This is a genomic window from Frigidibacter sp. MR17.14, from assembly GCF_037095735.1.
Taxonomy (GTDB): Bacteria; Pseudomonadota; Alphaproteobacteria; order Rhodobacterales; family Rhodobacteraceae; genus Frigidibacter.
The window spans coordinates 152878-172534 of the sequence record NZ_JBAWKD010000006.1; the positions used below are offsets into that span (position 1 = coordinate 152878).

Annotated in this window: 20 protein-coding genes; 6 read left to right on the forward strand and 14 right to left on the reverse strand. The window is 70.1% G+C overall.

Annotation, left to right across the window (positions count from 1 at the left end; genetic code table 11):
- Positions 1–24: 24 nt before the first annotated feature.
- From tolA to V8J36_RS16095, 5 genes are all read right to left on the reverse strand, one after another.
- The gene (tolA, locus tag V8J36_RS16075; protein ID WP_336468330.1) at positions 25–1446 is read right to left on the reverse strand and encodes a cell envelope integrity protein TolA; all 1422 of its coding nucleotides are present in this window, start codon (positions 1444–1446) and stop codon (positions 25–27) included.
- A gap of 47 nt (positions 1447–1493) precedes the next feature.
- Entirely contained in the window at positions 1494–1988 is a 495-nt protein-coding gene (gene tolR, locus V8J36_RS16080; protein ID WP_336468331.1) for a protein TolR, read from the reverse strand.
- Positions 1989–1991: 3 nt separating this feature from the next.
- Positions 1992–2687, reverse strand: a complete 696-nt coding sequence (tolQ, locus tag V8J36_RS16085; protein ID WP_336468332.1) for a protein TolQ — start codon at positions 2685–2687, stop codon at positions 1992–1994.
- A 171-nt stretch (positions 2688–2858) separates the two neighbouring features.
- The gene (gene ybgC, locus V8J36_RS16090; RefSeq protein ID WP_336468333.1) at positions 2859–3263 is read right to left on the reverse strand and encodes a tol-pal system-associated acyl-CoA thioesterase; all 405 of its coding nucleotides are present in this window, start codon (positions 3261–3263) and stop codon (positions 2859–2861) included.
- Entirely contained in the window at positions 3260–3907 is a 648-nt protein-coding gene (locus V8J36_RS16095; RefSeq protein ID WP_336468334.1) for a hypothetical protein, read from the reverse strand. The genes ybgC and V8J36_RS16095 overlap by 4 nt, the downstream gene beginning before the upstream one ends.
- 172 nt (positions 3908–4079) lie before the next feature.
- Between V8J36_RS16095 and V8J36_RS16100 the strand changes: the two genes are divergently transcribed.
- Positions 4080–5429: an Nramp family divalent metal transporter gene (locus V8J36_RS16100; protein WP_336468335.1), complete on the forward strand. Its 1350-nt coding sequence runs from the start codon at positions 4080–4082 to the stop codon at positions 5427–5429.
- A 2-nt stretch (positions 5430–5431) separates the two neighbouring features.
- On the opposite strand, the gene V8J36_RS16105 is transcribed toward V8J36_RS16100, so the two are convergent.
- Positions 5432–5728 (reverse strand): antibiotic biosynthesis monooxygenase family protein, encoded by a 297-nt coding sequence (locus V8J36_RS16105; protein WP_336468336.1) that lies wholly within the window; start codon positions 5726–5728, stop codon positions 5432–5434.
- A 7-nt stretch (positions 5729–5735) separates the two neighbouring features.
- Positions 5736–6386, reverse strand: a complete 651-nt coding sequence (locus V8J36_RS16110) for a glutathione S-transferase family protein (protein ID WP_336468337.1) — start codon at positions 6384–6386, stop codon at positions 5736–5738.
- Positions 6387–6491: 105 nt separating this feature from the next.
- Between V8J36_RS16110 and V8J36_RS16115 the strand changes: the two genes are divergently transcribed.
- The 3 genes from V8J36_RS16115 (at position 6492) to V8J36_RS16125 (ending at position 9411) form a co-directional block, all read left to right on the forward strand.
- On the forward strand, positions 6492–7871 hold the full coding sequence (locus V8J36_RS16115; RefSeq protein ID WP_336468338.1) for an L-serine ammonia-lyase: 1380 nt from the start codon (positions 6492–6494) through the stop codon (positions 7869–7871).
- Positions 7871–8371, forward strand: a complete 501-nt coding sequence (locus V8J36_RS16120; RefSeq protein ID WP_336468339.1) for a GrpB family protein — start codon at positions 7871–7873, stop codon at positions 8369–8371. Before V8J36_RS16115 ends, V8J36_RS16120 begins: the two co-directional genes overlap by 1 nt.
- Before the next feature lie 83 nt (positions 8372–8454).
- On the forward strand, positions 8455–9411 hold the full coding sequence (locus tag V8J36_RS16125) for a DMT family transporter (RefSeq protein ID WP_442902501.1): 957 nt from the start codon (positions 8455–8457) through the stop codon (positions 9409–9411).
- On the opposite strand, the gene V8J36_RS16130 is transcribed toward V8J36_RS16125, so the two are convergent.
- Entirely contained in the window at positions 9386–10045 is a 660-nt protein-coding gene (locus tag V8J36_RS16130; RefSeq protein ID WP_336468340.1) for a thiamine diphosphokinase, read from the reverse strand. The genes V8J36_RS16125 and V8J36_RS16130 overlap by 26 nt on opposite strands.
- Positions 10046–10183: 138 nt before the next feature.
- Here V8J36_RS16130 and V8J36_RS16135 point away from each other — a divergent pair, with 138 nt between their 5' ends.
- A complete protein-coding gene (locus V8J36_RS16135) occupies positions 10184–13177 on the forward strand; it encodes a hypothetical protein (protein ID WP_336468341.1) in 2994 nt (997 codons plus the stop codon).
- Positions 13178–13261: 84 nt separating this feature from the next.
- On the opposite strand, the gene V8J36_RS16140 is transcribed toward V8J36_RS16135, so the two are convergent.
- From V8J36_RS16140 to V8J36_RS16155, 4 genes are all read right to left on the reverse strand, one after another.
- The gene (locus V8J36_RS16140) at positions 13262–13501 is read right to left on the reverse strand and encodes a DUF2842 domain-containing protein (RefSeq protein WP_336468342.1); all 240 of its coding nucleotides are present in this window, start codon (positions 13499–13501) and stop codon (positions 13262–13264) included.
- A 4-nt stretch (positions 13502–13505) separates the two neighbouring features.
- Positions 13506–14798 (reverse strand): adenylosuccinate synthase, encoded by a 1293-nt coding sequence (locus tag V8J36_RS16145; RefSeq protein ID WP_336468343.1) that lies wholly within the window; start codon positions 14796–14798, stop codon positions 13506–13508.
- A gap of 90 nt (positions 14799–14888) precedes the next feature.
- The gene (locus V8J36_RS16150; RefSeq protein WP_336468344.1) at positions 14889–15311 is read right to left on the reverse strand and encodes a YciI family protein; all 423 of its coding nucleotides are present in this window, start codon (positions 15309–15311) and stop codon (positions 14889–14891) included.
- 126 nt (positions 15312–15437) lie between these two features.
- Complete coding sequence (locus tag V8J36_RS16155) at positions 15438–15665, reverse strand: hypothetical protein (protein WP_336468345.1); 228 nt, start codon at positions 15663–15665, stop codon at positions 15438–15440.
- A 327-nt stretch (positions 15666–15992) separates the two neighbouring features.
- Here V8J36_RS16155 and V8J36_RS16160 point away from each other — a divergent pair, with 327 nt between their 5' ends.
- Complete coding sequence (locus tag V8J36_RS16160; protein WP_336468346.1) at positions 15993–16796, forward strand: c-type cytochrome; 804 nt, start codon at positions 15993–15995, stop codon at positions 16794–16796.
- Positions 16797–16879: 83 nt separating this feature from the next.
- Here the strand turns inward: V8J36_RS16160 and V8J36_RS16165 are convergent, their stop codons facing one another.
- Complete coding sequence (locus V8J36_RS16165; RefSeq protein WP_336468347.1) at positions 16880–17446, reverse strand: YceI family protein; 567 nt, start codon at positions 17444–17446, stop codon at positions 16880–16882.
- A 106-nt stretch (positions 17447–17552) separates the two neighbouring features.
- Positions 17553–19646, reverse strand: coding sequence for a hypothetical protein (locus V8J36_RS16170; RefSeq protein WP_336468348.1), 2094 nt, complete (start codon positions 19644–19646; stop codon positions 17553–17555).
- Positions 19647–19657: the final 11 nt, after the last annotated feature.

A 19657-nucleotide genomic window follows, 5' to 3' on the forward strand; every position in this document is an offset into this window, starting at 1 on the left:
TCGTCGTGTCGTGCGGGCTGCGGGTCATTTCATGCGCATCCCGTTCGGGTTGAAGACCATTTCGATCTCCTGCCACTGGCCGTATTTCTCGGCCGGAAGATTGTAGCCGGTCGGGCCCGCGCAGCGCAGGATCGCGCGCCGCCCGGCCTCGTAGGCCTGCTGGGCCGCGGCTTCCGACCCGCCCGAGAACTCGGCCATCTTCATCGAGGAAGACACCGGCTTGCCATCGGGGCCCATCGAGACGCGGACCGTCACCGTCACCCGCTGCGCCTCGGACGAGAGCGAGCCGATGTTCCAGCAGGCCTGCACCGCGACGCGCAGCGCGTCCTTCTCGCCGCTGGTCATCGGCGGGCCGTCGGCGGCGAGGCCTGTGCCCTGCCGGCTTTCGCCCTGCTGGGTCGCCCCGCCCATCGCCTCTTTCAGCGCGGCATCGGTCGCGGCCTTCTCGGCAGCGGCGGCGGCGGCCTTGTCGGCGGCGGCCTTCTTGTCCGCGGCGGCCTTGGCATCCGCAGCCTTCTTCTCGGCCGCCTTCTTGTCTGCCGCAGCCTTGTCCGCCGCAGCCTTGGCGTCAGCGGCCTTCTTCTCGGCCGCCTTCTTCTCGTCGGCGGCTTTCTTCTCTGCCGCGGCCTTGGCATCGGCAGCCTTCTTGTCCGCAGCGGCCTTGGCGTCAGCGGCCTTCTTCTCGGCAGCCTTCTTGTCGGCGGCGGCCTTCTCGGCAGCCGCCTTGGCGTCGGCTTCGGCCTGCGCGGCGGCGGCGACCTTGGTCGGGTCGGGCGCGGCGGTCTCGTCTGCCTTGTTCTCTTCGGTCGCGATCTCGGTCGCGGCCTCTTCCGGCGCGGCGGGTTTCTTCTTCTCTTCGACCGGCACCGGCTCGGGCGTGGGCTCGGGGCGCTTCTCGGCCACAGTCTCGGGCGAGACCTCTGCATCGGGCGGCGGCGGGGCCGCGGGCGTGGGGGCCACGCGCGGGCTTGGGCGCTGCTTCGGACGCGGGCTCACCTTGGCGGCCAGCGCCGCGGCCTGTTCGGTCTTCGGCGCAGGCGGCGCCGAGGGCGCGGCGGCGCTGACCGTGGGCGTCGGCGGCGCAAGCTGCGAGACGTCGGGTGCAGCATCGGCCGTCGCGGCCGGCGGCGGGGCCGAGGTCGCGGGCGACGGCGCGGGTTCGGGCTCGGCCGCCTCGGCGGTGTCGGGCGCGGCTTCCGGCGGCGGCGACGAGGCCAGCGGCGTCGGCGTCGCGGCGGGCGGCGTCGGCGCGCGGCTCGCCGCGGCCTCGAGCGCCGCGAAATCGCTTTCCGACATGATCGAGACGGACGCGCTCTCGACCGGGGCCGAGGGCTTGGGCTGGAAGAGCCAGCCGCCAAGGATCGCCCAGAGGAACAGCGCCGCGTGTCCCCCTGCCGATACCGTGATGCCGATTCTGTCCGAACGTACCATGCTGCCTTCAGCCAAGCTGTGCTCCGCGCCCTACCGGGCCGGGCGCCTGTGTCGCTCTGTCGTCAGTTGCTCGGGGCCGTCCGACCGTTCATGGTCGGCCCGCCGCCGTCGGTCACCAGCGTGATCGCGCTGAAGCCCGCATTGTTCAGCGCGCCCATGACCTGCACGACCCGCTCGTAGGGGATGCTGCCATCGGCGCGCAGGAACAGCTTGTTGTCCTTGCGCTCGGCGGCCACCGCCTGCAGCCGCACCACAAGCTCGTCCTCGGGCGTCGGCGTGTTCATCACCGAAACCGTGCCATCGGCCTGCAGCGAGATCGTCAGCGGCTCTTCCTGCTCGGTCGGGACCGCCTGCGCGGCGGTCTTGGGCAGTTCCAGCGGCACGCCCACGGTCATCAGCGGTGCCGCGACCATGAAGATGATCAAAAGCACAAGCATCACGTCGACGAAGGGCGTGATGTTGATCTCGCTCATCGCGGCCGAACGGCCACCGCCGCGCCGCCGTCCGCCCCCGCGACGACCACCGCCGCCGCCCTTCTTCATGACCCCGGCCCCCATCGCTCAGGCGTCCAGCTGGCGCGAGAGGATGGTCGAGAATTCGTCCGCAAAGGCCTCGTAGCCCGAGATGATGCGGTCGCTGTCGCCCGAAAGCTTGTTGTAGAAGATCACGGCCGGGATCGCGGCGACCAGGCCGATGCCGGTGGCCAGCAGCGCCTCGGCGATGCCCGGGGCCACGACGGCCAGCGAGGTGTTCTGCGAGATCGCGATCTCCTCGAAAGCGGTCTTGATCCCCCAGACGGTGCCGAAGAGGCCGATGAACGGTGCGGTCGAGCCGGTGGTCGCCAGCACGCCCAGGCCCGAATTCAGCTTCTCGCTTTCCTTGGCGATCGCCACGTCCATCGAGCGGTCGATGCGCGCCTGCGCCCCGGCGATCAGCCCGCCGTCCTGACGGTGCGACCGGCGCCATTCCAGCATGCCGGCGGCGAAGACCTTTTCAGAGGCGCCATCGGGGGCCGAACCGATCTTTTCGAACAGCTCGTCCAGCGGCTCGCCCGACCAGAACGAGCGGTCGAAGATCGAGGCTTCGCGGCGCGCCAGCCGGTAGACGATGTATTTCTGGATGATGATCGCCCAGGACCAGATGCTGGCGCCGATCAGCGCGAGCATCACGAGCTTAACGGTCAGAGAGGCGCGCGCGAAAAGCGCAAGCAAAGAGAAATCAATCTCCTGCGCCGAGGCAAGGGCGTGGGTGTCCATACTGTCTGCTCGCCGGTGTTTTTACGGGGCCGCGTTCTTGCGGCCCTCATTGGCGCGGATTCTACAGTTTTGGAAGGGGAATGCCAACACATCTGCGTCAGTTGGGCGCAGGGCTGCCATGCATCTTGCGCCCTGCCTGGAGCAGAACACCGCAGGCTGTGCCAGCGTGGTTCAGTGCACCGCAGGCACGAGTTGCGCGCGCAAGGCTGCGGGCAACCGCGCAGGGGCCCCGGCCTCGGTCAGGCAGACCAGCGTGACCTGCGCGGTGAACAGACGCTCTTCGGCGCGCAGCACCGTCTGGTCCAGCACCAGCCGCGCCGCGGTGGCCCCCATCAGCCGGGTCTCGACCGTCAGCTCGTCGTCGAAACGCGCGGGGCGCAGGTAGTCGGCCTCGAGCCGGCGCACGGCGAAGACGAGATGGTCTTCTTCCTTCATCCGCCGCTGGTCCAGCCCCAGGTCGCGCACCCATTCGCTGCGCGCCCTTTCGATGAAGCGCAGGTAGTTCGCGTAATAGACGATGCCGGCGAGGTCCGTGTCCTCGTAATAGACGCGGCAGGTGAAGCGATGGTCGGTCATGCGGCGTCTCCCTTCAGCGCGCGGGCGAAAAGGCGCAGCCCATGCGCGGGCTCGGTCGCAGCGACGGGCAGGACAGGATCGTAGGCCGCGCGGATCACCGCGGCGACCGCGGGGCGCAGCACCGCCACGCCGCCGGCCTGGGCCAGGGGCGAGCGGTCGCGGAACGCGCCCTCGGACCAGGTCAGGATCATCTGCACCGCCTCTGCGAGCGCCAGATCCTCGGCCGGCATCTCGGCCAGCGGCCCCGCGATGCGCAGGAAGACGAAGCCCGCGCGGATCGCGCCCGAGGCCTCGAACCGGAAGCTGCGGTAGTGATGGGCGTCCGCCGCCTGCAGCCGGGATACGAGATCGGACGTCACGCCCGCGCCGCCCAGCAGCCTGTCCAGATCGGGCACGGCCTCGAGATCGGTCCAGTCGCGCAGGAAGAACAGGAAGAGGTTGGCCCCCTGCTCGGGGTCGGTTTCCGCCATCCGGTGCCCGGCCAGCATCACCACGCCTTCGATCGCGCCCTTGACCGTGGCCAGCGTCTCGTCCGTCACTCCGAAGACGACGGGCACGATCGGCCGGTCCCAGCGCGCGCACAGAAAGCTGCCGTCGTCGCGGGTGAAGAGACGGGCCAGCGTATCGGGGTCGAGATCCTGCATCGGGCACCTCCTTCCCCTCCCCTAGCCAGAGCGCGCGCGCCCCTCAACCCCCCTGCCGTGCCGTCACGCCGCGGCGACCGCGCATCGTGCCGCGATGCGGCGCTTGACATGCGCGCGCGGCGCATCATTATCCAGTTTTGAGAATGGTTCTCATTTACAGGAACAAAAGCAGATGGCGGATCAGTTCGGGATCGGGGCCTTCGCCGAGCAGGGGCGCGACTGGCGCCAGACGCGCGGCGAGGCGGCTCTGGTCGATGTGCATCGCACGGTGCGGGTGCCCAAGGCGGGTGCGCGGCGGATCCTCGCCTTCCTCGGGCCGGGCTACATGGTGGCCGTGGGCTACATGGACCCGGGCAACTGGGCGACCTCGCTCGCCGGGGGCTCGAAATTCGGCTACACGCTGCTGACCGTCGCGCTGATCTCGAACATCATGGCGATCGTGCTGCAGTCGCTCTGCGCGCGGCTGGCCATCGCCACCGGCCGTGACCTCGCGCAGGCCTGCCGCGACGCCTTCGCGCCCTGGCTGCGCATCCCGCTGTGGTTCCTGGCCGAGCTTGCGATCATCGCCACCGACATCGCCGAGGTGATCGGCACCGCGATCGGCCTGAACCTCTTGTTCGGGATCCCGCTGGAAATCGGGGTGATCCTGACCTCGCTCGATGTCTTCCTGATCCTTTGGCTGCAGAAGAAGGGGTTCCGCTGGCTCGAGGCCTTCGTGATCGCGCTGCTCGCCGTCATCACCGCCTGTTTCGCGGTGCAGGTCTTCCTGGCCGATCCCGACTGGCGCGGGGTGATCCTTGGCTTCGCGCCGACGGTCGAGATCGTGAAGAACCCCGAGATGCTCTACCTCGCGCTCGGAATCCTCGGGGCGACGGTGATGCCGCACAACCTCTACCTGCACTCGGCCATCGTGCAGACCCGCGCCTGGGGCGACAGCACGCCCGAGAAACGCCACGCGCTGAAATGGGCCACCATCGATTCGACCGTGGCGCTGATGTTCGCCCTGCTGATCAACGCCTCGATCCTGATCCTTGCCGCGGCCTCGTTCCATGCCAGCGGCCAGTTCGACGTGGCCGAGATCGACCAGGCCCATTCGCTGATCGGCCCGATGCTGGGCGCCAGCGCGGCACCGGCGCTGTTTGCAGTCGCTCTGCTGTGCTGCGGGCTGAACTCGACGGTGACGGCGACGCTGGCCGGGCAGGCGGTGATGGAGGGCTTCCTGCAGATGAAGATCGCCCCCTGGCTGCGTCGGATGGTGACGCGGGCAATCGCCATCGTTCCGGCGGCCGGCGTGACGATCCTCTACGGCAGCTCGGGCACAGGAGAGCTTCTGATCCTGACGCAGGTCGTGCTGTCGCTGCAGCTCTCCTTCGCAGTCGTGCCGCTGGTGATGTTCACCACCGACCGGCGCAAGATGGGCTCGATGGTCGCGCCGCTCTGGCTTGGGCTCTTTGCCACGCTGATCGCGGCGGTGATCGTGGTGCTGAACCTCAAGCTGATCTGGGACTTCTTCCTCGCCTGACCTCAGGCCGAGAGGCGCCGCGTATAGTGGCGCATCTCCTCGATCTGCGGCACCCAGCGGCGGATATGTGCGAAGAAGGCGCGGAACTCGGCGCTGCCGCGGAACTGCTGCAGGTGATCCTCGGCCGAAGTCCAGTCGATGCACAGCAGGAACCGCCCCGGTTCCTCGTCGCATTGGCACAGCTCGAAGGCGCGGGCATGGGGCGAGGCCATCAGCGGCACCATCGCCGCACGATAGTCGGCGATGAAGGCCTCGGCCTCGGCGGCGGGGATCGCGTAACGCAGGATCTCGACGGTCATGGCGGCCTCAGGCTCCGGGTACGGGGAAATGGATATCGAAGGGGGCTGCCGCGGCATCCACCCGCTGCACCGAGGGTCGCGCATCCAGCCGGTCACAATAGGCTGCAAACCGCGGCAGCGGCGCGAGCGGCGGCGCAACCCGGCGGGCGAAATGCAGCGCGGGCTGGGCGGCGCAATCGGCAAGGCTGAAATCGGCCCCCGCGATCCAGTCGCGCCCGTGTGCCAGCTGCCGCTCGATCAGCGCGTAGAAATCGCGCAGCTGCGTTTCGGCCTCGGCCAGACCATGCGGATCGCGCGCCTCGGCGGGGCGCAGCCAGTCGCCGACGATCTTCTGCATAGGCAACTCGCCCATCAGGTCCATCAGCCGGTCCCAGAGCCGGATCTCGACCCCGGCCGCGCCCTCGGGCAGCAGCGCCCGCATCGCCGGGCGGCCCAGCGCCAGATGCTCGGCAATGATGGTGGTCTCGGGGATCACCCGGCCCGCATCCTCCAGCACCGGGAACCGCATCGGCGGCCAGAGCGCGGCCAGCGCCGCCCTGTCGGCCGGATCGCCGAGGTCAACGGGGCGAAACTCGACCGCGATCTGCGCCTCGTCGAGCGCGATCAGGATCTTGCGGCAGAACGAAGCATAGGGGTGATACCAGAGCCTGAGTGTCATCGCCGGCGCCCTCCCCTGCGCCTTCGCCCCCGGGAATGTCGCTTTCGGCCTTCTGTCGCCCCGGCCGGGGTGCGAGAAGGGGCGAAACTGCCCGGAGGCCCGCCCATGTTCCTCTCCGTCTTCGATGTGTTCAAGATCGGTGTCGGCCCCTCGTCCTCGCACACGATGGGCCCGATGGTCGCGGGCGCCCGCTTCCTTGACCGGCTGCGCGCCTCGCCGTTCCAGCCCGCCGGGCTGAAGGCCTCGCTGCACGGCTCGCTGGCCTTCACCGGCAAGGGCCATGCCACCGACCGTGCGACGATCCTCGGCCTCGCCGGGTTCGAGCCCGCGAGCTACGACCATGAAAAGGCCGAGGCCGCGCTGGCCGCCATCGCGCAGACCAGGACCATCGCGCCCGAGGGCCTGCCGGTGATGCGCTTCGACCCGGCGGCGGACCTGCTGTTCGACTTCGGCCCCTCGCTGCCCGGCCATGCCAACGGCATGATCCTGAGCGCGACCGACGCGCAGGGCGACGTGATCCTGCAGGAAACGTACTATTCCATCGGCGGCGGCTTCGTGCTGACCGCGGACGAGCAGGCCGGGATCTCGGACGCCGACCTCAAGGCGCCCTCGCCCGTCCCCTACCCGTTCCGCACCGCGGCCGAGATGCTGGAAATGGCCGCGGCCTCGGGCAAGACCATCGCCCGGATGAAGCGCGAGAACGAACGCGTCTTCCGCTCTGACGCCGAGATCGACGAGGGTCTGAAGCGGATCTGGGCGGTGATGGAGGCCTGCATCGACCGCGGTCTCGTGACCGACGGCATCCTGCCGGGCGGGCTGAAGGTGAAGCGCCGCGCCAAGGGCATCCATGATGCGCTTCTGGCCGAGCGCGGCATGAACCTGACCGCGCCCCATGCGATCAACGACTGGATGTCGACCTATGCGATGGCGGTGAACGAAGAGAACGCCGCCGGCGGGCAGGTCGTCACCGCGCCGACGAACGGCGCGGCGGGGGTGATGCCCGCCGTGATCCGCTACTGGCTCGACCATGTGCCGGGCGCCACGCGTTCGCGCATCAGGGAATTCCTGCTGACCTCGGCGGCGATCGGCGGGCTGGTGAAGACCAACGCCTCGATCTCGGGCGCGGAATGCGGATGCCAGGCCGAGGTCGGATCGGCCGCCGCGATGGCCGCGGCCGGGCTGGCCGCGGTGCTGGGCGGCAGCCCTGAGCAGATCGAGAACGCGGCCGAGATCGCGCTCGAGCATCACCTTGGCATGACCTGCGACCCGGTGAAGGGGCTGGTGCAGGTGCCCTGCATCGAGCGCAACGGACTGGGCGCGATCAAGGCGGTCTCTGCGGCCTCGCTGGCGCTTCGGGGCGACGGCACGCATCTGGTGCCGCTTGACGCCGCGATCGAGACCATGCGCCAGACCGGCCGCGACATGCACGAGAAGTACAAGGAAACCTCACTCGGCGGGCTCGCGGTCAACGTCCCGAACTGCTGATGGCGGTCGAGGTCGTCGCCCACGATCCGCGATGGGCCGAGGCCTTCGCCGCCGAGGCCCGCGCGATCGCGCCTGCGGTCGGCGGCGTGCTGCATCACATCGGATCGACCGCGGTGCCCGGGCTGCCCGCGAAGCCGATCATCGACATGCTGGGCGAGGTCGCCAGCTTCTCGGCGATCGACACCGCCGCGCTGACCGCCCGCGGCTATCAGGCGATGGGGGCGTTCGGCATCCCCAGCCGCCGTTACTTCCGCCGCTGCGGCCCCGACGGCCGGCGCAGTCACCACCTTCACGTCTTCCTGACCGGCTCGACGCAGGTCGAGCGTCACCTCGCCTTCCGCGACTACCTGCGCGCCCATCCGGCACAGGCCGAGGCCTATGGCGCGCTGAAGCTGTCGCTGCTCGGGCCCGGCACCGCGTGGGAGGATTACATGGACGGCAAGGCCCCCTTCATCGCCGCGACCGAGGTGCTGGCCCTGGTCTGGCACCGCGCACGCTGAGTGGCGCCACGGCACTGCGCGCCCCGCGACGGAATGTCGCTTTCGGAATGGCGGCGGACCCGGCGCGGGCGTATCAGGCGGGCATGACCGCGACCCCTGTCACCCCGCTGAGCCCTGCCGCCGACCGCATCCTTGCCGGGATGGGGCTGATGGTCGCCTTCTGCCTGATCGCGCCGCTGATCGACGTGTCGTCGAAGGCCGCCGCACAGCAGGTGCCGGTCTCGACCGTCACCTTCGGGCGCTTCCTCGTGCAGGGCGCGCTGATGGCCCCGGTGGTGGCGCTGATCGGCCCGGGCTTCGGCCTGTCGCGCCGGGCCTTCTGGCTGACGCTGGCGCGCGGGGTCTGCGGCATCGTGTCGACCTTCTGCTTCGTCGCTGCGGTGCAGGTGATGCCGATCGCCGATGCGCTGGCCATCGCCTTCGTCGAGCCCTTCGTCATCCTGCTGATCGGCCGCTTCGCGATGGGCGAAGAGGTCGGGCCGCGCCGGCTCACCGCCTGCGCGGTGGGCTTCGCCGGGGCGCTGATGGTCATCCAGCCCTCGTTCGCGGCCTTCGGCGCGGTGGCGCTGTTCCCGCTGGGCACCGCCGTCACCTTCGCGCTCTACATGCTGGTCACCCGCCGCCTCTCGCGGGAATTGCACCCGATCCCGATGCAGTTCTGGACCGCGGTGCTGGCCGGCGCGGCCTGCCTGCCGCTGATGATGGCGGGCCATGCCTCGGGCATTCCCGCCTTCGACGTGGCCCTGCCGCAAAGCCCCGCGATCTGGGGCTGGTGCTTCGGCGTCGGGCTTGCCGCCACGATCAGCCACATGGCGATCACCTACGGGCTCAAGTTCGCCCCCTCGGCGACGCTCGCCCCGCTGCACTACCTCGAGATCGTGACGGCGACGCTCTTCGGCTACCTGTTCTTCGGCGATTTCCCCGGCGGCCTGACCTGGGCGGGGATCGGGGTGATCGTGGCCTCGGGCCTCTATGTCATCCACCGCGAACGGATCGTCGCCCGCCGCGCGCTGGTCAGCCTGCCACCCGCAGCGCATTGAGCGCGAGCGCGAGGCAGTCGCGCGGCACAAGCGCCAGCATCGGCCCCACCACGCGCAGGTGCACGCGCCCCAGCGCCTCGTTCGAGGTCCCGATCCTGCCGGCCGGTGCGAAGCCCAGCCTGTCGATCGGCCAGCGCAACCCGGTCGAGCTGCCGCTGACCGGCCCCATCGGAAACAGCGACACCCGCGTGCCGGGGGCAAGGTCCAGCTCCAGCCGTGGCGGCAGGCGGAAGATCACCTCGCGCTCGCCCAGAACCAGCACCGGGCCCGGGTGGCGCGCCACATCCGACAGCACCGCCAGCGCGTGGTCCATCCGCGCCCCGGTGAAACCGATGGCCACATGGAACGGGGCGCGGGTCAGACGCAGGCACTTGCCGAAATCGGTATCGTCCTGTTCGTCAACCTGATGCACAATACCCGGCGGCAGGATGGCCCGCGTCTCGGGGCTGAGCGAGTCGAGGTCCCCGATGACCGCCTGCGGCGTCACGCCCGCCCGGCGCGCGGCCTCTGCCCCGCCATCGGCCGCGACAAGGCAGGGCGCGATCCCCAGCGCCTCGTCCAGGTCCCGTTCGTAAAGGGTGCCGCCGCCAAGAAGCGTGATCCCGTCGCGTGATTGGACAATGGCTGCCGTCATGCCGATACTGATGACGATTAAGGCAGTCAGACACAATCGTGGCCGAAAGAATTCCTTGGATTTTCCCCAAAGCAATCATGCGAGCGATCGCATTGGCCGGGAAGGTCAGCGGAAAGAAGTTCAAAAAGGCATGAGCAGATGATCGGTGCGAGTAAGATCCTGACGGTGTCCTACGGGACGTTCTCGTGCACCCTCGAAGGGTTCGACGAGCCGTTCTCGACCATGAAGGCCATCGCCGAGTACTTCCGCGACCTCGCCGCCGAGGACCGGTACTTCGGGGCGGAACCCCCGACGCCCGACGCGGAGATGCTTCACAAGATCGCCGAGCGCGAGATCCAGCGCCGGGTCGAGGCCAAGATCCAGAAGAACGGCGTCATCCTGCGGCCCGAGGGCCATCAGGAGGCAGCCGAGGCCACACCGCAGCCGCCGCGCCCGGCGGCTGCACCAGTCGCTGCCCCGGTCGCTGCCGCCCCTGCCCCGCTTGCCGACATCGTCGCCGCGCCGACCGAGGACGCGGCCGAGGAAGGCGTCTGGGAAATCCCCGCGCCCCAGCCGCGCGCCGCCACCGCGACCGAAAGCGTCGCCGAGAAGTTGGCCCGCATCCGCGCCGCCGTCGCCGACGTGAAGGCGCGCCAGGACAGCACCGATCCATATGCGGCCCCGGTCCAGGGGGCTGTGGCCGGTGCCATGACCTTCGCCGCCACCGAGGACGAGGACGAGATCGAGGGCGGCGACTTCTTCGCCGAAGCCGTGCCGCCCGCCACCCTGCAGATCGCACCCGAGGCCGAGATCGTCGCTGAGGCGCCGATCGTCGAAGAGGCCGAGGCCGAAGCGCCTGTCGCATCGGTCGAGGCCGTCGCGGACGACATCGCCGCGGACCCGGCCGAACCGGAGGTCATCGAAGAGATCGCCGCGGAACCGCCGATGGCCGAGACGACGGTCGAGGACGAGGACGAAGAAGAGGCCGCATCCGCCCCGATGCCCGCAGCGGCCCGCGTCGAGGCTGCCGTCATCGACATGCCCGGCATCGCCGAAGCCGATTTCGGTGCCGTCATCGCCGAGGACGAACCTGCCGCACCGGCCGCCGATTGGACCGTCGAGGATCTGTCGGACGAAGACTGGACCGTTGCCTCGGAAGAGGTCGCGTCCCCCGAAGCGCAGCCTGCCGAGGCGCTGACCATCGAAACCTTCGGTGCCGAGGCCTTCGAAGAGGAAGCCTACGAACCCCAGCCGGTCGACGTCGTCGCGGAAGACGCGGGCGAAGTCGACGCCTGGACCGCGCCCGAGCTTGTCGAGGAAGCCTTCGCCGCCCCCGAGCCCGAGGCCGCCGCCGAGGAAGACGCCACCCCCGCGGTCGAGGCCGAGGCCCCGGTCGTGGCCGACGAACCCGAACTGGGCGCCGTCGAAGACGTGGCGGACGCCTCTGCCGACTATGCCGACGAGCGCGATGACCTCGACGAAATCCTCGCACGCATCGCCGAGGACGACGCCTACGAGCCCGCCGAGACCGAAGAGCCCGTCGCCGCCGAGATCGAGGCTGAGGCTGAGGCTGAGGCTGAGGCCGAGCAGGAGCACGGCGCAGAAGTCGAGGCCGCGGTCGAGGCCGACAGCGCCGCAGAGCCCGAGGCCGAGCCGGCAGTCGCGGAAGAGGACGGCTTCGAGGCCGAGCTCGCGGCGATCGCCGAAGAGATCGCCCAGTCGCGCGTCCCCGAGATCGACGCCGACGACAGCTTTATCTTCTCGGCGCCTCCCGCCGTCGAAGAGGCCGCGCAGGACGCTGTCGCCGAAGACGCGCCCCAGCCCGAAGCTGCGCCGGTCGACGCCGAATTGTCCGAGGACGAGGTCGCCGCGGTCGAGCCCGAGATGGCGCCTGAAGCAGAGCCCGAACTCGAACCGGCGCCCGAAACGGTCGCCGCCGAGGCGCCGCGCGCAGAGCCGGCCCCGGTCGATGCCGCCGCCGCGCTCAAGCCGGCCCGCGAAGGCACCAGCCTGCGCTCGGTCATCGATCGCGCCCGTGCCCGGGTGATCCGCATCCGCCGCTCGGAACTGGCCCCGGCCGCGCCGGTCGCGGCCGAACCGGTGGTCGAACCGCCGATGCCCGACGTGCTGCCGGCCCCCGCTGCCGCACGCGCCGACGAGCCCGCGCCGGTCGTCACGCCCGAGCCGGTCGTCCAGGCCGAGCCCGAGGTCGCTGCGCTGCCCGAGCCGGCCCCCTCGATCATGCCCGAACGTCCCGTCGCGCGCAGCCTGCGCCGCCAGGCACCGGCCGAGGAAGAGGACCTACTGGCCAAGATCGCGGCCGCCGAACATTCGGTGCAGCCGATCAGCCCGCGCCGCCCCGGCCTGCGCCCTGACACCCGTCTCGAGACCCCGGCCGAGCCGGAGCCCGGCGAACAGCTGCGCCGGATGCCCGCCGACGACGCCGCCGTCGCGCGGCTGATCGAGACTGCCAACAAGGAACTGAGCGGGCCCGAACACCGCCGTCGCTATTCGGCCATCGCCCATCTGAAGGCCGCGGTCGTCGCCACCGCCGCCGACCGGGTCTTCGCCGACCGTCCGGCCCGCGACAACGACGCGACCGAGGCCTATCGCGACGACCTGACCCAGATCGTCCGCCCGCGCCGGCCCGGCGCCGGCGGCGAGGCCCGCGTCGCGACCCCGCGCCCGGCACCGGCCCGTCCGGCGCCCCTGGTCCTGGTCAGCGAACAGCGCGTCGACGCCCCGCGCCCCGACATCGCCCCCGCCCCGGCGATGCCGATCCGCCCCCGCCGCGTCTCGGCGGATGCCGTGGTCGCGGCCCCGGTCGAGATCGACGAGGACGAGGACTTCACCCCGCCGACCGCGGAAGAGGCCCGCAGCTTCGCCGAATTCGCCGATCGGCTGGGCGCACAGGGCCTGTCGGAACTGCTGGAAGCGGCGGCGGTCTATACCTCGACCATCGAGGGCCGCCCGCATTTCTCGCGCCCGCAGATCATGAAGAAGATCTCGGTCGAGGACGGCTTCACCCGCGAGGCCGGCCTGCGCAGCTTCGGCATGCTGCTGCGTCAGGGCAAGATCCAGAAGGTGCGCCGCGGCCAGTTCGCGATCACCACCAACTCTCGCTTCATGGCCGAGGCCCGCCGCGCCCACTGATGGGCGCTGCTTCCGGCCCGCAGAGCCAGAACAGGAAAACGGCCCCCGGAAGGGGGCCGTTTCTCGTTGAGGCGGGCTCTTGGCTCAGTTCTTGCGCGGCGCGTCAGGGTCGGGCTGTCCGACCCCGCGGAACACCCGCCTAAACGGCAGGGCCCAAAGGAAGCCGAGCCCGACATAGACCGCGACTTCGGCCCAGATCGGCAGGCGCCCGAAGCGGGCGTCCAGCCAGTTCATCAGCGTCACGGCGACGATGATGTAGGCCGGCAACCCCACGAGCAGGATCACCAGCGACCAGCGCTTGCGGGCCCGGTATCCCAGCGCCACGGCCTCAGTCCGCGAAGGGGTCGGTGACGAGGATTGTGTCGTCACGCTCGGGCGAGGTCGACAGCAGCGCGACCGGGCACTGGATCAGCTCTTCGATCCGGCGCACGTACTTGATCGCCGCCGCGGGCAGGTCGGCCCAGCTGCGCGCGCCCTGCGTGCTTTCGGACCAGCCGTCCATCTCTTCGTAGATCGGCGTCGCGCGGTCCTGCAGCGCGGCGGCGGTCGGCAGGTAGTCGTATTTGACCCCGTCCACCTCGTAGCCCACGCAGATCTTCAGCTTCTCGAACCCGTCGAGCACGTCGAGCTTGGTCAGCGCGATGCCGGTCACGCCCGAGATCGCGCAGGTCTGGCGCACCAGCACCGCGTCGAACCAGCCGCAGCGGCGCTTGCGCCCGGTGACGGTGCCGAATTCATGGCCGCGCTCGCCCAGACGCTGGCCGACCTCGTCTTCGAGTTCGGTCGGGAACGGGCCCGAGCCCACGCGGGTGGTGTAGGCTTTCACGATCCCCAGCACGAAGCCGATGGCCGAGGGGCCGAGCCCGGTGCCCGAGGCGGCCATGCCCGACATCGTGGTCGAGGAGGTGACATAGGGATAGGTGCCGAAGTCGATGTCGAGAAGCGAGCCCTGCGCGCCCTCGAAGAGGATGCGCTTGCCGGCTTTGCGCATCTCGCCCAGCACCTTCCAGACCGGTTGGGCGAAGGCGAGCAGCTTCGGCGCGATCTCGGCCAGCTTGGCTTCCAGCTCGGCGCGGTCGATGGGCTCGGCCCCCAGACCCTTGCGCAGCGGGTCGTGGTGGGCGAGCAGCCGGTCGAGGCGCGCGCTCAGCGTTTCGGCATCGGCCAGATCGGCGACGCGGATCGCGCGGCGGCCGACCTTGTCCTCATAGGCCGGGCCGATGCCGCGACCGGTGGTCCCGATCTTCGAGGCGCCGGCAGCTTCTTCACGGAACTTGTCCAGATCCCCGTGCAGCGGCAGGATCAGCGGGGTGTTCTCCGCGATCATCAGGTTCGCTTCCGAGATCTCGACGCCCTGCTTCGTCAGCTTGTCGATTTCCGCGAACAGCGCCCAGGGGTCGAGCACGACCCCGTTGCCGATCACGGCCAGCTTGCCCTTGCGCACGATGCCCGAGGGCAGCAGCGACAGCTTGAAGACATCATTGCCGATCACGAGCGTATGGCCCGCGTTGTGGCCGCCCTGGAAGCGGGCGATCACGTCGGCACGCTCGCTCAGCCAGTCGACGATCTTGCCTTTGCCTTCGTCACCCCACTGGGCGCCAACCACCACGACGTTCGCCATCGGTCCTCTCCTCGGCCGTCAAACAGCCGCCCGTATAGCCCCCATGCGCGCCGGGGGAAACCCGCGAAAGTGCCTAAACGCCGCGGGGTCTCACTCCTTGGCGAGCTTGTGGCGCAGCGCCTCTTCCTGCGCGGCCAGTTCCGGGGTCAGGGCGGGGCCGAAATCCTCGGGCTCGTAGAAGGGACGGATCTCGATCTCGCTGCGCATCGGCATGGGATTCGGGGCCCGCAGGACCCAGGCCACCGCCTCTTCCATGTCCGCGACCTCCCAGATCCAGTAGCCTGCGAGCAGTTCGGACACCGCGGCGAACGGCCCCGGAACGATCTCGCGCCCGGGGCCGTCGAAAACCACGCGCACGCCCTTCGCGCTGGGCTTCAGCCCGTCGCCTTCGCGCAGGATGCCCGCCGCCGCGAGCGCCTCGTTGAAGGCGCCCATCGCCTCGAGATCGGCGGTGGTGGGCAGGACGCCCGCCTCGCTGGCCTCCGAGGCCTTCACCAGAACCATGACCCGCATCGCAGCCTCCCGCGCGAAAATGGGGCAACGCGCCCCCCGGCCGGGATCATAGCGCCAACCCCGCCCCCCGCGCAGGGGGTTGCGCGTCACACGTGTCCATAGGCGAAACCCTGCCCGGCGGCGGGGTCAAGGCGCCGGGCTGCCCTCGGCCGCGCTGCGCAAGCACGTGTGGAAGCTGGGGATGTGGCGCGAGGCGGTCCCGTCGAGGTTGCGCGTCAGCACCCCGAGGTCGCGGGTCACCGTCGGCGCCAGCAGCAGGCGCGGCGCGGGGCAGTACACCATCGGCAGGGCGCTGACCCCGAGCCCGGTCTTGATCATGCCCACCACCGCGATGAAATGGTTGAATTCCATCATCGTCGACGCCGCGGGATCCGGGCCGATGGTGCGAACCTCTAACCGACGATGCCCTATACCGCCTTCGCGAAGATCACCGACGAGGACATCCACGCCCTCCACGCGGATTTCCAGAAGGGCGTTCAGCCCGTCGACGCGCCCAGCGCCACGACGGCGCTGCCGTTTCCCTTCAACCTGCCAGCCTCGATGAGGGGCTGGTACCTGCTGTTTCCACGGCGCCCCCGGCTTCACCCCGGTCGCCGGCAAGTCCGACGCGTGGAACCGCGGCGCCTATCTGGCTGAGGGTCCGGGCCACCGCTCGACCTGCCCAGCCCGCGCGGGCTGCTGATGCAGGAAGAGGGCCTGCGCCACATGGCCGGCGCGCAGGTCGGCCCTTGGTATGCACCAAACATCACCTCCGACCCGGTCGCGGGCATCGGCAGCTGGTCGAAGGACGAGATCGTGGCCTATCTCGCCACCGGCCGGGCCGAGGGCAAGGCGCAGGCCGGCGGCAGCATGGCCGAGGCGGTGTCGCACAGCTTCGCAAAACTGGCGCCCGCGGACCTCGGCGCGATCGCGACCTATATCAAGGAAGTGCCGCCGGTCGGCGGCCCCGCCCGCTTCGGGCAGGGGGCGCCGGAGAACCTCTCGGCCGGCTTCCGCGGCCTTGACGCCCCCGCGGACCCGACCTCGACCACCGCTGGCGCGCAGATCTACTTGGCCAACTGCGCCTCGTGCCACGGATACAACGATCAGGGGACCAGGGATCAGTATTACCCGAGCCTGTTCAACAACTCGGTCACCGCCGGCAAGGCAACCGGCAACATGATCGCCGCGGTGCTGAACGGGGTCGATCGCAAGACCGAGGCCGGGCATGTCTTCATGCCGCCCTTCGGCACCCAGCCCAACGCCTACACCACGCTGAGCGATGACGAGATCGCCGCCCTCGCCACCTATGTCGTGGCCCAGTATGACGATGCAGGCCACAGGGTGACCGCGGCCGAGGTCGCGACGATCCGTGCCGGCGGACCGCGCTCGCGGATCGTCGGCGTCGTGCGCGGTCTGATGGCGGCGGGCACGGTGCTGGCGGTGATCGTTGCTGTGGCACTGGCGATGCTGCAGCGCAGGCGGGACGCCATGCGGGCTGCCTGACGCCGCCCCCGATTGATGCACCGGGCCCGGCCCAGGCCCGGCCACACGCCCGACGCGCCGGGTCCTAACCCGGCGCGTTGCCGTCACACCCGCTGCAACCGTGCGCGGACGGTGAAATCGACCTCGTCGCCGACCAGATCGGCATAGCCGGTCGATCCGAACTTCGCCCGGCTGATGCCGCCGTTCAACGTGATCACCAGATGCGAGGTGTCGCTGCTGCCTGCCGCGGTGTTCACGCGCCCCGCGAAGGTCACCGGCCGCGTGGTGCCGCGCAGCGTCAGCTGGCCGGCGACATCGGCGGCCGAGGGCGCGCCGCTGACCTTCGTCGACACGAAACGGATCGTCGGGTTGTGGGCCACGTCCAGCACCTCGGACCCCAGCATCGCCGTCTTGGCGAAGGGCATGCCCGGGTCGGCATTGGCCGCGTCCAGCACCACCTCGACCGAGCTGTGCGACAGCTGGTTCAGGTCGATCTCCAGATCCGCCGAAAGCGCCTGCATCCGCCCGGTGACCGGCGCCCCGTTCAGCTTGTAGGTGAATTTCACCTCGGTCTCGCCGGGGACCAGCAACCAGTTCGGCTGCCGCGCGCCGGCGCGGGCCGCCCAGAAGGCCAGCGGCGCCCCAAGGAAAAGACGACGATCGATCAGCATGGCCAAGCCCTCCCGTCCGGCGCGCCCATCGTGCGACGATGCGTCTATACGCACCGCGTAAACGCACGGTTCACCTTGCGGTTCCCGAGCGGCGCTCAGGCTTCGATCAGCGCCGGCCCTCGCGCAGCCAGGCCGCCAGGATCAGGGCAGAGGCGATCAGCAGGAAGGCCCAGGCCGGCAGCAGCGGCGAGACCGACAGGCCAACGGTCGCATGCGCGTCGCGCGGCGTGATCCCCACCCAGCCGCGGCCCACGGCGGGGCGGCCCGCACGCACCGCGCGCACATCCGGAAGCCCCTCCTCGATCCGCACCGTGCCGCCGTTGGTCGCCGCCATCGGCTCGGCCAGCGCCTCGTCCGAGGCGATGGTCTGCTCGAACTCCTTGGGCGCCGAGGGGCCGACGGCATAGACCCGCTCCATGTCGCCTTCCTTCAGGCGATAGAGGCCGATCTCGGGCGCGTCATAGACGGCGGTGAAGCGGCCGGGGTCGCTTTCCTCCATCGGCAGCACGGTCGGCGTGCCGTCGGGGGCGGTGATCGTCAGCTCGCGCGGGCCCTCGCCCAGCGTGCGGCGGGTCACGGTCATCCGCTGGCCCTGCGCGGTGGCGGTCAGCGCCTCTTCCTCGAGATCCGGCTCCTTCATCATCCAATGCGCCAGCCGGCGCAGCAGTTCGAGCTGCGGCCCGCCGCCCTCGAAGCCGCGCCCCCAGAGCCAGGCCTGGTCAGAGGCGAGAAGCGCGATCCGCCCCTGCCCCGCCCGGTCCAGCACCAGAAGCGGCTCGCCATCGGCACCGTCCATCACCGTCTGGCCACGGGTGTCGGCCAGTTCGATCTGGCGCATCCAGCGCCCCCAGCGCGGCTCGCCCTCGGCCCGCTGCGGCAGGTCGGATCCCTCGGGCTCCCAGGCCTCTTCCAGCCCTTCGGTCACCGGGTGGCGGTGGCCGATGTCCGAGACGCGCGGCAGGTAGCCGCGTTCCAGCACCCGTGCGGTCGGGCGGGCCGGCAGGATGTCGGCCAGCGCCGAGTGATAGACGCTTTCGACGCTGGCGAATTCCGGCCCGGCCGAGACCAGCACCGCGCCGCCGTCCTCGACATAGCGCTTGATGTTCTCGAAATAGCTTGGCGGCAGGATGCCGCGCTGCGAATAGCGGTCGAAGATGATCAGGTCGAATTCATCGATCTTCTCGACGAACAGTTCCTGCGTCGGGAAGGCGATCAGCGACAGTTCCGTTACCGGCACGCCGTCCTGCTTTTCCGGCGGGCGCAGAATGGTGAAATGCACGAGATCGACCGAGCTGTCGGATTTCAGCAGGTTGCGCCAGGTGCGTTCGCCGGCATGCGGCTCGCCCGAGACCAGCAGCACCCGCAGCCGGTCGCGCACGCCGTTGATCTGCACCACCGCCTCGTTGTTGCGGTCGGTGATTTCGCCCTCTGCGGCCGGGACCGCGAACTGCACGACGTTCTGCCCGCCGTGGGTCAGGGTCAGCGCCAGCTCGAGGTCGGTGTTCACCGGCATCCGGTAGGTCTGCGGTTCGGCCCCGTCGATCGACAGGCGGATCTCGACATCGCGGCCCGCTTCCGATCCAGGCATCCGCCCCATCTCGTCGACGCGGATGGTCACCGACAGCGGCTCGCCGATGATCCCGAAGGCGGGGGCGGTCTTCACCACCAGCCGCCGGTCCCAGTCGCGCTGGTGGCCGGTCATCACGAGGTTCAGCGGCGCCGGCATCGACGGCAGCGCCGCCAGATCATGCGCACGCCCATCGGACACGAGGATCGCCCCCGCGACTCGCGCCCGGGGCTCTTCGGCCAAAGCGCCCGCCAGGGCCGTCATCAGTTGGGTGCCTGCGTCCTCTTCCCCGTCGCCGACATCGATGCGGCGAAGCTCGGTGTTGGGCATCGAGGCGACCTCGGCCTCGATCCGCGCGGCGGCGGCCTCGGTCTGGGCGGCGCGGTCGGACAGCGACTGGCTCGACGAGCGGTCGACGACCATCAGCACGATGTCCGACAGCGGCTGACGTTCCTCGGTCTCGATCGAAGGGCCGGTCAGCGCGAGGATCAGCGCCGCAGCGGCCAGCCCGCGCAGCCACCAGCCCGGCAGACCCTGCCAGAGCGCGAGGGCGACCATCGCCACGGCCAGCGCCACCGCGACCCAGATCACGGGCCAGGGCAGCAGCGTGTCATAGACAAGGCGGCTGATCATGCGGGTCTACC

What these genes read in the sequence shown, in the direction of transcription:
- tolR (WP_336468331.1), bottom strand. Translation starts at nt 1,988, where the DNA reads ATGGGGGCCGGGGTCATGAAGAAGGGCGGCGGCGGTGGTCGTCGCGGG.
- tolQ (WP_336468332.1), bottom strand. Translation starts at nt 2,687, where the DNA reads ATGGACACCCACGCCCTTGCCTCGGCGCAGGAGATTGATTTCTCTTTG.
- ybgC (WP_336468333.1), bottom strand. Translation starts at nt 3,263, where the DNA reads ATGACCGACCATCGCTTCACCTGCCGCGTCTATTACGAGGACACGGAC.
- V8J36_RS16095 (WP_336468334.1), bottom strand. Translation starts at nt 3,907, where the DNA reads ATGCAGGATCTCGACCCCGATACGCTGGCCCGTCTCTTCACCCGCGAC.
- V8J36_RS16100 (WP_336468335.1), top strand. Translation starts at nt 4,080, where the DNA reads ATGGCGGATCAGTTCGGGATCGGGGCCTTCGCCGAGCAGGGGCGCGAC.
- V8J36_RS16105 (WP_336468336.1), bottom strand. Translation starts at nt 5,728, where the DNA reads ATGACCGTCGAGATCCTGCGTTACGCGATCCCCGCCGCCGAGGCCGAG.
- V8J36_RS16110 (WP_336468337.1), bottom strand. Translation starts at nt 6,386, where the DNA reads ATGACACTCAGGCTCTGGTATCACCCCTATGCTTCGTTCTGCCGCAAG.
- V8J36_RS16115 (WP_336468338.1), top strand. Translation starts at nt 6,492, where the DNA reads ATGTTCCTCTCCGTCTTCGATGTGTTCAAGATCGGTGTCGGCCCCTCG.
- V8J36_RS16120 (WP_336468339.1), top strand. Translation starts at nt 7,871, where the DNA reads ATGGCGGTCGAGGTCGTCGCCCACGATCCGCGATGGGCCGAGGCCTTC.
- V8J36_RS16125 (WP_442902501.1), top strand. Translation starts at nt 8,455, where the DNA reads ATGACCGCGACCCCTGTCACCCCGCTGAGCCCTGCCGCCGACCGCATC.
- V8J36_RS16130 (WP_336468340.1), bottom strand. Translation starts at nt 10,045, where the DNA reads ATGACGGCAGCCATTGTCCAATCACGCGACGGGATCACGCTTCTTGGC.
- V8J36_RS16135 (WP_336468341.1), top strand. Translation starts at nt 10,184, where the DNA reads ATGATCGGTGCGAGTAAGATCCTGACGGTGTCCTACGGGACGTTCTCG.
- V8J36_RS16145 (WP_336468343.1), bottom strand. Translation starts at nt 14,798, where the DNA reads ATGGCGAACGTCGTGGTGGTTGGCGCCCAGTGGGGTGACGAAGGCAAA.
- V8J36_RS16150 (WP_336468344.1), bottom strand. Translation starts at nt 15,311, where the DNA reads ATGCGGGTCATGGTTCTGGTGAAGGCCTCGGAGGCCAGCGAGGCGGGC.
- V8J36_RS16155 (WP_336468345.1), bottom strand. Translation starts at nt 15,665, where the DNA reads ATGATGGAATTCAACCATTTCATCGCGGTGGTGGGCATGATCAAGACC.
- V8J36_RS16160 (WP_336468346.1), top strand. Translation starts at nt 15,993, where the DNA reads ATGCAGGAAGAGGGCCTGCGCCACATGGCCGGCGCGCAGGTCGGCCCT.
- V8J36_RS16165 (WP_336468347.1), bottom strand. Translation starts at nt 17,446, where the DNA reads ATGCTGATCGATCGTCGTCTTTTCCTTGGGGCGCCGCTGGCCTTCTGG.
- V8J36_RS16170 (WP_336468348.1), bottom strand. Translation starts at nt 19,646, where the DNA reads ATGATCAGCCGCCTTGTCTATGACACGCTGCTGCCCTGGCCCGTGATC.